This is a genomic window from Citrobacter sp. Cpo040 (assembly GCF_030332915.1).
Lineage (GTDB): Bacteria > Pseudomonadota > Gammaproteobacteria > Enterobacterales > Enterobacteriaceae > Citrobacter > Citrobacter portucalensis.
Map to the genome: position 1 here is coordinate 536,565 of NZ_JAOWGX010000034.1, position 13,321 is coordinate 549,885.

10 protein-coding genes are annotated in these 13,321 nt (G+C 46.9%); 1 reads left to right on the forward strand and 9 read right to left on the reverse strand.

Going from position 1 to position 13,321, the window contains the following annotated elements; all coding sequences use genetic code 11:
* Positions 1-356: 356 nt before the first annotated feature.
* Positions 357-1,349 (reverse strand): DUF4928 family protein, encoded by a 993-nt coding sequence (locus OGX86_RS07410; protein WP_286639694.1) that lies wholly within the window; start codon positions 1,347-1,349, stop codon positions 357-359.
* Complete coding sequence (locus OGX86_RS07415; protein ID WP_286639696.1) at positions 1,342-2,481, reverse strand: DNA cytosine methyltransferase; 1,140 nt, start codon at positions 2,479-2,481, stop codon at positions 1,342-1,344. Before OGX86_RS07415 ends, OGX86_RS07410 begins: the two co-directional genes overlap by 8 nt.
* A 107-nt stretch (positions 2,482-2,588) precedes the next feature.
* Here OGX86_RS07415 and OGX86_RS07420 point away from each other — a divergent pair, with 107 nt between their 5' ends.
* Entirely contained in the window at positions 2,589-3,122 is a 534-nt protein-coding gene (locus tag OGX86_RS07420) for an MFS transporter (protein WP_353655313.1), read from the forward strand.
* Between the two features lie 384 nt (positions 3,123-3,506).
* Here OGX86_RS07420 and OGX86_RS07425 read toward each other — a convergent pair whose 3' ends face one another.
* The 7 genes from OGX86_RS07425 to OGX86_RS07455 form a co-directional block, all read right to left on the reverse strand.
* Positions 3,507-3,710, reverse strand: a complete 204-nt coding sequence (locus OGX86_RS07425) for a helix-turn-helix domain-containing protein (protein ID WP_286639701.1) — start codon at positions 3,708-3,710, stop codon at positions 3,507-3,509.
* Positions 3,711-3,904: 194 nt separating this feature from the next.
* Positions 3,905-7,813: an addiction module antitoxin gene (locus tag OGX86_RS07430; RefSeq protein WP_286639703.1), complete on the reverse strand. Its 3,909-nt coding sequence runs from the start codon at positions 7,811-7,813 to the stop codon at positions 3,905-3,907.
* A 523-nt stretch (positions 7,814-8,336) separates the two neighbouring features.
* A complete protein-coding gene (locus tag OGX86_RS07435) occupies positions 8,337-8,594 on the reverse strand; it encodes a hypothetical protein (protein WP_001594078.1) in 258 nt (85 codons plus the stop codon).
* A 74-nt stretch (positions 8,595-8,668) separates the two neighbouring features.
* Positions 8,669-9,865, reverse strand: a complete 1,197-nt coding sequence (locus OGX86_RS07440) for a hypothetical protein (protein ID WP_286639705.1) — start codon at positions 9,863-9,865, stop codon at positions 8,669-8,671.
* 440 nt (positions 9,866-10,305) lie between these two features.
* Positions 10,306-10,788 (reverse strand): GNAT family N-acetyltransferase, encoded by a 483-nt coding sequence (locus tag OGX86_RS07445; protein ID WP_048214201.1) that lies wholly within the window; start codon positions 10,786-10,788, stop codon positions 10,306-10,308.
* Positions 10,776-11,042 carry a type II toxin-antitoxin system TacA family antitoxin gene (locus OGX86_RS07450; RefSeq protein ID WP_008784769.1) on the reverse strand — a complete coding sequence of 89 codons (267 nt, stop codon included), beginning with the start codon at positions 11,040-11,042 and terminating at the stop codon, positions 10,776-10,778. Before OGX86_RS07450 ends, OGX86_RS07445 begins: the two co-directional genes overlap by 13 nt.
* A 153-nt stretch (positions 11,043-11,195) precedes the next feature.
* The gene (locus OGX86_RS07455) at positions 11,196-13,178 is read right to left on the reverse strand and encodes an alkyl/aryl-sulfatase (RefSeq protein ID WP_071692396.1); all 1,983 of its coding nucleotides are present in this window, start codon (positions 13,176-13,178) and stop codon (positions 11,196-11,198) included.
* Positions 13,179-13,321 lie beyond the last annotated feature (143 nt).

Consider the following 13,321-nt stretch of genomic DNA (forward strand, 5'->3'; position numbering starts at 1 on the left):
AGGTATCTAGTTGACCATCTGGAGTATCGCTCGCTTTCAACTCAAATACACTGCGGGGTATAATAATAAACAAAACCATGAGCATCAGTCAGATGATGAAGTCAAAATGCATGATGGGATTAATGAATTAAATCACCTCATAGAGGTTAATGAGTTACTTTCTGACGACTTTAAATCATTTTAGATACCACATCCCTCTGTAATATTGGGAAATATTTCGTTATGTTGCCTGCGTATATTATGAAATACGAGAGGCTTGTCGCAGTCGTGTCCAAAGCTCACCGTCCTGGCCAACAGCCCCCGGTTTATGATTATGTTTAACCAGAGGATTAACATCTGCCCTCTGACAGAAGGCATTACAGCGCCATGATATTACTGATCCATTTGGGCTCTTCAATCATCAAAGACTTGTCGCTTTCAATGTTATCTATGCGGCCATTATAGATACGAATCAGTTTAGCAATACTCTGCCTGATTTTGTCTCCATCATACACAGCTATCTCTTCAATGTTGGTACCGATGAAATTCTCCGCTGACTGGACAGAGATATGATCAAGCATATTCACGTTCTCGGCCATTTGTTTTGCCGCCTGAACTTTTCCTTCAAGGGTAAGTATAACTGGTCGGTATCCTTCACTGCGATTTTTAATACAGCGATTAATCAGCTTCTCCATGGGAGCCGTGGTGACATGGAACGCCGTATTCCCGATCTGGAAATCCCCTTCTCTATCAGTCTGGAGATCTGCGGTGTTCGCCCGATCACAACCAATTTCCTCATCCGGAAAACGGAGCTGTAACTTCGCACCAACCAGATGCTGAAGTACAACGCCGGTTGGTTTGTCGGAACGCTCGGCTGCAGCCTTCACAATCTCGGCCACAATAGATGAAACGGGTTTGGACGGGTCGATGTCTACACTGATTCTCTGCTTATCGAAGTAATCCAGACGTACGCAGGATGTGAAGTAAGCCTCCAGCGCAGAGGCAAGACGTGTTGTATCTTGCCGTGTACTGTCATACCCTGGCGTTAATGCGTTGAGCATATCCCTGAATGAAGCAGCAAGATGCACAGTACCGCGTGAAGTTCGTCCGCCTTCACTAGTAAAGAAGCGCGTTTCACCATGCTGCTCAAGGATCCTTTCAATGGTGGAGCCACTCAGGCCTCTGACCTGGCTTTTTCCTTCGCTATACAAACGATCATCATCGATGGGTAATCCATCGCGGACCATATGTGAGACAATAAGCCCCGCATTCATCACGTTTGTGTTGATTTTTCCCGTTCTGGCTCTTTGCATTTCGTACCAGGTTTTTGCAGCCTCCAGATAAACGGCAACAGCGTCCTTACTATTCATTCACAGTTCTTCCTTTCGTGTCTTCAGCAGCAACCAAATTCGGTAGAATCATGTGCTTCGCAACCCATGCGACAACGGGCACGGCTACAGCATCACCAAACCCATAGTGCACCTGCGAGTCACGCAAATTCTCCAGCGAATACCACCCAGCCCCCATCAGACGGGCGTATTCCAGGCCTGTCATCCACCGGATACTAAGCTTTCCTTTGCCCATAATGACAACGGCTTGCTTTGAGGATCCTCCCCGGGCTGTTCGCAAACAACCTGAAATATCTTCTGCACGCATCTCCCAGACAGGAATACCGTTTCGTGTTCGACGGTAAGCGGTACGGGCACTGATTTCATCTGACGCGATAAACGCATCCAGACGTTCACGCTGCACTGAAGCCATGGAGTCCACGAACAGTTGTACCCGATCGCTGCTCCACCAACGAGAGTCATTTTCAGAAACCGCTTCAATCTCCTGCGTTAGTCCCGAGGAGAGCAAGTCCGGTGCTTTGGGAAGCGGCATCATGAATGTTCTGATCTCTGGGTCTTTATGTAACCAGCCCAGCCAGTCCGGTCTCAAACAGGTGTCGTGCTCCCCGCCTTCCACGGGCGTCAACGCCCCCACAAGGAACAGGCGCGGACGAGATTGCGGGATAAAGCGACGGGCATCTAGGGTGATCACATCCACGCTGTAACCCAGTGCATTAAATTCTTTTGCGGCTGCACGCAAATCTTCACGATCGTGCGAAGAGGCCAGCCCCACAACATTTTCAAGCACGAGTACTCGGGGTTTACGCTCTTTCATCTCAGCAATCAGCCGGGTAAAGCCAAAAAATGCCGAAGATTCACGGCCACCACGCAGACCAGCCCGTTTTCCGGCAAGGCTAAGATCAGTGCAGGGTGAAGAGGACCATGCAACATCTGCGGAAGGTAAGTCATCGCCGCTTAAAGAATGCACATCAGCCAGAACCAATTCGGCGCTTCCCCACTGACCTTCGTACATCGCCTTTTTATTGGCATCATAGTCGTTCGCCCACAGCGTTTTGATCCCTGCCAGTTCTAACCCTGCTCTGGCAAGACCAATCCCGGCAAAGAATTCGAGTGCTGTCCAGTCATGGCTGGGGCGAAGCGGTATTATGTTCACGGTAATCCTCCTGAATCTAAGACAGTATAATCGCATAAACCACACGCAGAGTCACACGAAGAGAAGGTATCAGGGAGTCTTTACGAAACAAGAATGTCGCGGTTGGTATGTGTGCCGCCGGTATCTTTTTCATGGGGCAGTTTACTCTGTTTACCTACATCCGACCGTTTCTGGAGAATGTCACGAAAGTTAATTCTGATGAAGTAACGCTAATATTGTTACTGATTGGGGTAGCTGGACTTGCCGGAACGATAGTGATTGGGTTTGTGATCAAAAATCGCCTTTATCAGACACTGGTTGGGATACCACTTGTCATGGCTTCAGTCGCTGTGATCCTGATCCCAATGGGTAACAATATTCCTACCGTCTGTGTTTTGTTGGGACTTTGGGGCGTGTTATCAACAGCTGCACCGGTAGGATGGTGGAGCTGGGTTGCCAGTGCCACTGCGTCAGATACAGAATCAGGGGGCGGTCTTATGGTAGCAACAGTTCAGTTTTCAATTGCACTTGGGTCTACAGTGGGCGGGATTTTGTTTGATCAGTTTGGTTTTCAAAGTACATTTGCGTTGAGTGCAGGAATACTTATTTTCTCAGCAATATTGACTCTGTGGACCTCAAAGCTAAGAACAGTACCTGTATGAATCGTCGCTTAGCCTCCTTAAAGGGGGCTTTTCAAGCTATCTGGCACTATACCCCGTTGCCAATATTAAGTAGTTCATGAAGTGATCTTGAATTGAATAAATACTCAGTAAAACAATGGCATATGACATTCGTTTCTTATGAACTGAGTTTTCGCACAACATAAGTTAAATCTAGTCCGCCATCCGTTTAGTTCATAACCATCCGCAGAACACGATTAATCATACACTTACCCTGCACTCCATCTTCTTCTTGCAGGACGTTATAGCAGGACAAGCTGGCTGATAACACCACCGATGGTGAAGAGGCATTGATTACCATTCGTGGTTTTTTGAACATCGTCGCGTTAATCCAGTGTGTGGAAAGTGATGCCGAGAAAATTGCGCTCAATTGCCTGCTGCTACTACCAACGCATCCGCACTACATTGCAACGCCATCGCCAGACCATGAATCGCCTGTAACATCGGCTGTGCGTCGCCCGCCTCATAGCGACAGATTTGCAAAGGCGTCACCCCCACCAGTTCGGCTAGTTGTGCCTGGGTCATATCGCGTACGTGGCGTAAGGTGCGTAGTGTTTCAGCAAAGGACATGGGTGAGTTTCAGCAAAGGACATGGGTGATTTCCTTCTGTCATTTTGTGTCCTGTAACATATATCTTCAAAGAGCTTATTTAAAGTTCTTTGAGGATATGTTAGCGCTGAATTGCCTACCTTCCCCCGGATTTCTCCAACCAGTGGTTGGAGAAATCCGGCTGCGCATTCAGAGTGAGGACGCAGCATGCTAATTCAATGCATCAAGCGTCGGGATAAGCTTACATCGGCATCCTCTCTTGAGGCGTCTTCGTCATAGCCATTCGCCATGTCAAACAGCAGGTTTGTGGCGACAAAGGGATGGGTAACTAGTAGAGCCTGGCCCCATTTACGATATTGCTCTGCCAGCGTTTTTTCTTGAAGGCCACCTTCATCCATTGAACGACCAATAATGCCACGTGAATTATATTTGGCCATGGACATGCCATGTATCATTTTTGCGGACTGGATGTTTTCTAGGACTTCCCTGACGACTTCGCAAGGCCATATGCCATCATTGCCAATTTGGGCTGAAGCTAGTATGTGGCCAATGTATCTGTCAGCTGTATCAATCCGGCCTAATTCTGTACATGATTGTCGGACGCTGTTAACCCATTGTTCTAGATTGGTAGTCTGTAGCTGCCCATACTCATCATGACCGGGAAGATAATGGATCGCCTCCAGTAAGTTGTGCCCTCTTTCCGCCATACTTTGTATTTGTTCTGCGGGTAGCTGATAAATCTCAGGGTCGGTTTGACCATCCTTTCGTTTGTATGTCCAGACAATAGCTTGAACAAAAAGCTCAGGATGCGCTTCGATATAACGTTCCAGACTGGGTATGCCTGCCTTATCTTCAGTATCACCATAAGGTGCAAGGATGCCAAGATAAGCAAACTCAAGGGTTGCCTTCTGCTCAAGTGTAAATTGTGAGCTGGTATTGATACAATTAAAAGCCTGTTCGATATGATAGTCGTCCAGTAAATACTGCCCGGTTTTATCCTTGCCTCCTCCTGTCGCGATTTCCTGAAGTAAGTCATAGAGTAGCTCAACATCGATTTTTTCTGGATGGTATTTAATGCAAGCAAATGCTGCTCGGGGTCGTTTTGCCTGGATCAGGCGGTGAACAGCTTCTTCACTTTCTTCTTCATGATGCAGCAATAACGGCACAATTTCTGCCCAATAGTTTTCTTGGTTTGCGGGCTTCATGGTTTCAACAATAACCCAGATAGATTTAGTAAATGGTGATAACAATAATAGCTGCAATAATGTCTCTTCCGAATGATTGGCTGCATCGCGGAGTACTTGTTCGCGCTGTTCTTCATCGCTTATGGCATAAATCACGCCAGCAATTATCTTGTGATAGGGATGGGCTTTTTCAGGAGTATTTTCTTTCAGCGCTAGCTCCAGTGATTGTGCCACTAATCCCGATAACGAATCGATAGGGATTATCGAATCAGCAGCAATACGACCTATTTCCCAAGCGGCATTGCCCATGTAAGCCATTGACAAAAGTCCTTCATTGCCCTGTCGTGTATAAATTTCAGCCAATGCTTCCACCCGGCGTTTGGTAATGCGGACTGTGCGTTGTTCGAAGTCTAGGGTTTCAATGTTTTCGATTTCGTCTGCCGATTCATCAACCCAATTTTCGCGGAACAACCAGGCGTGCCGGTTCAATAAATTCTCCGGTTCCAAGGCAATATAAACCTTTTTTGCCACATCAAGTAATGCAACTGAATCCGGGTGCTTTTGTGCTCGCAATGCGGCTCGTCTTGACAATACCTTTTGACGGATTTTTTCCCGTAATACTGCTTTGTCAGCATCACCGGCATCACAAATAGCCCAATGCTCCATAATTTGCCAGATTCGTCTTTGGTCTGCTTCTTCAAAACCACTGAGATGTTGGATCAAATCACACAGCATGGCAAGTGTGTGGCCTTGCCATGTCAATAGAATTTCCACGGTCTCACGAATAAAGGCATTGATAGGTGCTCTGGTCTTGAATGGTTCACCGAAACCAAACGCATCATTGCGCCATTTCGGTTTATGGTTGTAAAAACCGGCCCGATTAAAATAATCTAACTGAGTGATGCAAATCTTCCAGGCAATATCCGGAAACCGCATTGCCATTCGCTTTAACATTGCAACACGCATTTCGTGTGAGGCCGCTGTCTGCGGCATCCAGGCGCGGAATATCGACAGTAAAGAATTAATGGGCTTATTGGCCCAGTTATCATTGATTTCAACTTTGGCAAGGCGGGCAAGAATGATGACTACCCGTGAGAATGTTTCTGGTGCCCATGCCAATCCCTCCAGTGCCCATAGTAATCCAGTGCGCCTTGGGCTGCTAAAAGGTCCTGGCCTTGCAGGTTTTAGCAGACCAAGTGTAGCAGGAGCGTTGCTGTCGAGGTCCGTTTCTATGATGCTGAGAAAGGTTTGCGGTGATGCTTCAGCATAGACTGGTAGATTTCGGTCGTTTGCCTCAAGTTTGCGTATGCTCAATGGTTTGGGGAGCAATTGACTAACAAGGTTTGATACAGCAGCAGCCATGTTCAAACCGAGGCGACTTTTAAAAAGTGTATCACCGTGTACAGCCAGCAAAACTAGTGTTTCAGAGATTCCCTCTCGGAATGCGCCTGAAAATTGGCGTTTTTTTCCATAAACTGATGCCATCCAGCGTTGTTCTTCTTCTAAATCGAGTGCAGGATCATCTTCATCCAATACTTCCTGAACGACCTCAAGATAACAGCGAATATCCTGTTCTGTGATCACTGCGCTTATGGCATAGAGTAAGTCTATTTTAGAGACGACGCCGCGCATTTTACCGATGGACCAGACTGGAGCATCATTTAACTGAAGATAATGTTGGAAGGATTTTTCAAGCGTTTCATATGGCCGGTCGCCCGCTAACTTTTCTATTGCAGACTTGTCCGAATTACAGTTGCTGTCCCATGACCCCGCAAACATAAAAGGTACAAGACCAACAGATAACGACAGATTTGTCGCCCATTCGGGTTGCTGGATTGCAGGCACATCAGCCAGTCTGCGGCGCAGTACGGTCAATGAGCGGCCTGATTCATGCTCAAGACGGGTAAGTCGGTCTCTGGTTAATCCTATGTTAGCGAATGCCAGGTTGAAGGTTTCGTGGCTGACTGGTTCAAGAATGACATGGGGTGTTATATTTAACTGATTACGCGGATAAATAACAAATGAGTGGATTTTTTTTGCAAAAGGTGCCAGTTCCTTTTCAACATCACGTGTAGGGATAACAGGAATAATAGTACTTATACTTTCAGCCAAACTAGGCAGAAGACCTGATTCGTCGAAAACGATAGTTTTCTCCCTGAGTTTCCCCAACACTTCATTATTTTCATTACGTAACAGTTGCGAGATATAGGCTAGTGCCTCATCAGTTGAGTCTGCTGCGATGAATGTCGGGCCGTCAGGTAAACTGGTCAGTCGGGCAAGTATAGTGCGATTGGTTGCCGCAAGTGCAGAATTGAATAATCCACCTGGTAAAGGCGGCTCAGCGATATTTGCCCAATCATTCCAGCATTGGTCCAGAGAGCGAACACCTGTTGCAGGCATGTGGGTTTCATTCGCAAACCATGTTTGTCCGGCTAATGATTGTGCTAGCCATTGTTCAAGGTCGCTAGAATCGTACGCTCTGACCTCTTTCCAGACTTGTTTTTTTTGCTGTGCAGCTATCCATCGGACTTTGCCTGCCCAACGTCTTGGGGTGACAAATATAAATGTGATTTTGGCGCGTTCTTCTGCTGAGTGCGCCTCAATACTTTTGGCGAAATCGCTGTCTGCTTTCTGTTTTATTCCCACATTTGTACCAAACTCCCAGCCTGACCGTCCTTCTGGTATCCAGGGGGTTGGACTAGTGGTCTCAATATAGCCATCCCAACCCGGGCGCTGTGCGTCATCATTCCCGGGAAAATCGATTTTTGTGATGTTGTTATTAGTTGAAAGCACAAGCGTTCGCAGCAGTACTGACAAGCGCGTGCGTGCTGAAATGCTCTGATTGGCCCAGTGTTCAATAGAATTAGCATTAATTGCTAAAAAAGGTGGAATGTTGTTTTTTTCATTGTTTGCATTGGAGACCAACGTTTTTTTATTCATTTTATTCGCCTAGAAACCGCTGTAGATGATTAAAAATGTATTGTGCATTAGGGATACATTGTCACGTTTATTACAATTTTCAAAGATGAGCGTTTTAGTTCTTGGATTCTGAATACTCATGATGTGGTTGATACGAAATTTTTCCTTATATGGGTTGGCGTACGCTGTATATTCCCACAGTCTACGCAAATCGCGTAATGTGGTGTAGGTGGCAAGTGGTTGTTAAAACTTAACATATGGATTTGATATGAAAATGACGGATTTTCAGATTGGTATGCATTTTCTGAACAATACTGGCAAGTTATGGCGTTGTACTGATGTGGGGACGCGGACGGTTCTGGCTATCGATCAAGGCCACCCGCTTCCGAGTGGCCTTGTAACTTTATTACCATGATATCTGAACTGGTATTTCAACACGATAGGTTAATGCGCCTATGCACCAGCCTTACGCTTCGTCCAGATACCTTGGTTTCACCCTGAACGCTGTGATAACGGGTGGATGAGCGAGTTGGAAATGCGGGCGTTAGTCTTCCTCCTCGTCCCTGTCGTCATCATCATCCTCTTCCTCTTCGTATTCGTCGTCTTCATCATCGTCTACTTCGCCCACACCACCGCAGCGGGGGCAGGCTGACGTTTCAGTCGTACCATCACCATAGCAGGTGTGGCATTGTGCAAAGGGTTTGTCCTCTTCCGGGCTGTAACCCGATCCGTCGCACTCCGGGCAGGTAACTTCGAACAGGCCGTCTCGGCCATGGCATACTGGGCAAGTTTGAATTGTCATTCTCTCTTCCTCTGTTTTTGGGATGAACAAATGAGCCCGGCCAGTGACTGACCGGGGTGTTGAATCAACGTGATTTAGTAAAATCGCGCCTGAAGGGATTTAATTTGGGGGGTCGCTGCTAGCTCACGGCACCAGGATTCAGTATCCGGGAAGGCAGAAATTTTATGACGTAGCGCGTGCAGGCGCTCGTTTTCGGGATCAACACCGTGCAAAGGCAAAAAATCTGGGGTCAGGATACACAGTGCACAGGCATCAAAGGTTGCCATGCACTTTTCAGCGGCCTCTAGCAGTACGGACACCAAATTACGCGTCAGTCGATCCACTTCCGCCAGATCATCACTGTTACGAATGGCCTCTCCCACGATAGTGTTGTAATTGCGATAGAGATCTGTTTCTGAATCACCATGCGCAAATACTGGTCCCTGAACCCGACGTTGTCGATATTGTTCAAAGGTTAGCTCAATCACCTCTAACGCCAGCTGCTTATCAATCCGAGGCGCATCAGCCTTAAAGAAAAGAGATTGTGCAAGCTGATGGCCAGCGTATATCTCGCCAAGCTGGTGCATACCCGACAGCGCCATGATGCCCCGCCAGGTTTTAATGGGCTCTCCGGTATTAATCCAGCGTGTAGCGATTGTGCCAACCTCAAGAATGAGCAACTCCCAAGCAGGTGAAGAACGAACGCTGGCCGTAAGGCTGTTTTCCTCGGCCAGAAAGTGCAAAGCGATAGCACGGTACACATATTTTTGCTCAGGATTCTCGCACCCAACCAGATGAACAAACACATGATGGAATTCCTCAACCAAGCGGCCTTCATCTTTGGCCTGCGCCATTTCGTGGTAGTTTGCAGCATACTTGTCTTCTGCAATCGCCAGGGGCTGCACTAGCTCGATGAGGTGCAGACACTGAGTCAGGAGATTATCCGGCACCCGGAAGTGCGCTTTCGGTGCATGGTGTTTTATAAACTCAGACAAGCTGGCAGCCATAGCCTTACGGCGCTCAACGACCTGCCCAAAAGGCAAACCTTCATCGACAACAAGTGCAAGTGCCGGGATATCATTTAGCTTTTTGACACCCAGCATAGCAGTCAACAAATCCGTTTCACCCGACTGTTGCCCTTGGGCATGGTAAGCATGATGGAAGGCTTGCCGGAATGCGTTGATATCGGCAACACAGCTAAATTTTTTAAGGCTTGATTTAATGCGACCGATGGCCGTGCGAGCAAGTTTACGGTCGACGATCTGGGACGCGAGAGAAGATGATGTATTCATGGTGTTTCCTCAAGTAGACAAAGTCCTGACACATAAAAGTGTCATGTAATGGACCCGGAGTCGTCTGACCCCCTTGAGGTTGGGTAGTAGCCTTACCCTCTCACTTTATCGCGCTTGCCCGGTGATGTCAATACACCCTACCCCAGTGACGCTAAAACGCATTTTACAACCTTTTATTACGTTGGGAAATGGTCCATGAACTGAAGCAGAGTAAGTTGTCGGGAAATACTCATAAGAGGCGCATTTCCTATTAGTTCATGAAGTTCTCTTGAAGTGATTTCACCTTTCTATTAAAAATATCTTTTAAAGCAGAGAGATATGTACCCTGTGGTTTATGAACTGGATTCTCACACAACATAAGTTAAATGCAATTTGATGCGTACTCAGTTGAATCCCCATGTGGCCCACGTTTGGCCATTGACCTCCTCTGCTCATTACAATCATGAAAGCCCAAGGAACAGAGTTCGCTCCTGCAGTTGAGATGCTTTGAATCCGTGGTGAAGATAAAAACGTTTAGCTTCGTCTGTGAGCACATGCACCATAACGGCACGCACGCCAATATTTTCTGCCACTTTGTAACACCGCAGTACCGCATCGTGAAGCAGATCGGCCCCTAACCCTTTTCCACGAACAGAAAGATCTACGGCCAATCTGGCAAGGATAATTACGGGGATTGGATCTGGCATGTTACGCCGAAGATTGCCTGTTGCTTCTGTGTGGTTGACGCTACCAGTGGCCAGTGAATAAAAGCCAGCGACTTGTCGCGTGTCTGTTTTGCAGACAACAAACGTCCTGGTTGCACCGAGAGCCTGATTTTTCAACCCTTTTTGCTTTAACCAATCATCGAGAACAATTTCTCCGCTGACAAATTCCGCCAATTGATGAATGTGAGTTAGCGGCTCAGGTGCGGTTACAAATCCCACTGTGGTTTCCTTGCCAGTAGCTTCCTGATAGCGGGATCTTCGGCAACCGGAGCATCAAGCATCTCGATAAACTCAGCGTATTGTTCATCATTAAAATTAAACACTCGGCGATCGAGAATAACGTTCTCTGCCGCCTGGCAGGCCATTTCCAGAATAAAGTCTGTACGCGATTTATGTAGAATCTCTGCGGCCGCATCAATAAGTGCGCGTTGGGATTCTTTAGCTCTAAGGTTGAGCTGGACATCTGATTTCATTATTAAGCCTCTTGTATAGCAATTGCTTTACAAGCATACCATAAGGCTTATGTATAGCAACTGCTATACAGTCTCGTACAACTCAATACTCTGATAAGCAACAATAAAAAACCCGCCAGTGCTGGCGGGTTATGGCATAGTTTGTCTCTACAATTAAGGCGTTACCATGTTAAACCAGAAATCAAAGCTATCTAAATACCCGAGGAACTCATCAAGCTTGGCATGATTGCCGGAAATTTGTACATCACCCTTCTCTTCTGCCTGTTTCAGCGATTCTTCCTTGAGAATAATTTTGTTCAACGTTGCACGGTTAAGCGTAATGGAGGCATCAGCATTGCTGGCCTGTGCATCAGCGCTATGGTTAAGAACACCGTTTTCCAGTTCCAGTTTGTATTTACCGCCGTCAGCACCTAAATCGACGTTGAAGACTGCCTGCGCATTTGCCGCTTTTTCTCCGTTAATATGTACCGCGAGATAATCAAAGAACATCTCCGGCGACATGGCCTTAACGGTATCCGGGCTGGCGGTATTTGGCGTCGCGCCTTTTACCACACCGTTGCGTAATTCTTGTGCACCTGTCAGATAAAAATTACGCCATGGACCGGACTCAGCCTGGTAACCCATTTGTTCAAGGGCATCGGCTTCCAGATTACGGGCTTCTTTATTGCTCGGATCAGCAAAGACGATATTGTTAGTGACTTGCGCTACCCAACGGTAATTGCCCTGGGCGTAATCCGTTTTCGCTTTTTGCATGATTGCATCAGCGCCGCCCATATAATCGACATATTTCTTCGCGGCATCAACGGGCGGTAATTCATTCAGTGTTGCCGGATTACCGTTGAACCAGCCGAGGTAAAAGACATACGTTGCTTTCACATCATGGCTGACAGAACCATAGTATCCACGGCTGGCCCATGATTTTTCCAGACCAGACGGCAGTTTGAAGTTAGCGGCGATTTCGTCACGGGTCAGCCCCTGGTTAGCCATACGCAGCGTCTGATCGTTGATGTAACGGTACATATCACGCTGACTTTTCATTAACTTCACCACATTTTCATTACCCCAGGTCGGCCAGTGATGCTGAGCAATAATAATGTTTGCCTTTCCACCCCAGCGGCCAATAACGTCATTGATATATTTTGACCATGCCAGCGGATCGCGGATCTTCGCGCCACGTAATGAATAAGTGTTATGTAGCGTATGGGTGACATCCTCTGCAGCTTCGATCATTCCCTTCTCTTCTACATACCACAGCATTTCAGAAGGTGCTTCCGATCCCGGTGCCATCATGAAGTCATAGGTTAGACCGTCGATAACTTCTTTCTGCCCGGTGTGGGTAATATAGTTAGTGGGTTCAATCAGCGTCACCGTACCGGCGGAGGTTGTCGTCCCCAGACCCGCACCGACCTGACCTTTTGCATCCGGTTTCAGCAGATTGCCGTACATGTAACTGGCTCGGCGACTCATGGCGTTACCTGCCATAATATTTTCAGATACAGCTTCCTTCATAAAACCAGCCGGTGCATATACCTTCACTTTCCCGGATTTCACATCAGCGTCATCAATCACGCCGCGGACGCCACCGTAGTGATCAACATGGCTGTGTGTATAAATGACGGCAACAACGGGTCTTTTACCGCGATTCTTATAATAAAGGTCCATTCCTACTTTCGCGGTTTCTGCCGAGACAAGCGGATCAATGACCGTAATACCCTCTTTCCCTTCCATAATTGTCATATTCGAGAGATCAAGATTACGGATTTGATACACGCCATCAGTGACCTGGAACAAGCCGCCAATATTGATCAACTGCGACTGACGCCACAGGCTTGGATTAACCGTGTCGGGGGCTTTTTCGCCCTCTTTGATAAAGGCATATTGCTGAGGGTCCCAAACAACATTTCCCTGCTTACCTTTAATCAATTCACTGGGAAGCGGAGCAATAAAACCTTTATGAGCGTTCATAAAATCGGTTTTATCAGTGAATGGCAATTGACCATATAAGGCGTCATTCGCACTTTTGGTCTGAGCAGTCGCATCTTTTGCCCCTTCCTGTGCCAATACAGGTAGTGATATTAATGATGTTGAACACACGCCAGCTAATGCCAGATAACTCACTAGTTTATTAAGTTTCATAAATCCTCACTAATAATATATTAGAAACCCTGCTGCTCTGATTGTTGAGAAGCTTCCGTAATACTGTGTTTATCAGGTTTCTATGATCTAATGCTCGTAGGCTAACATGATCTTATGAAACAATATAATGCAATGACATTTAA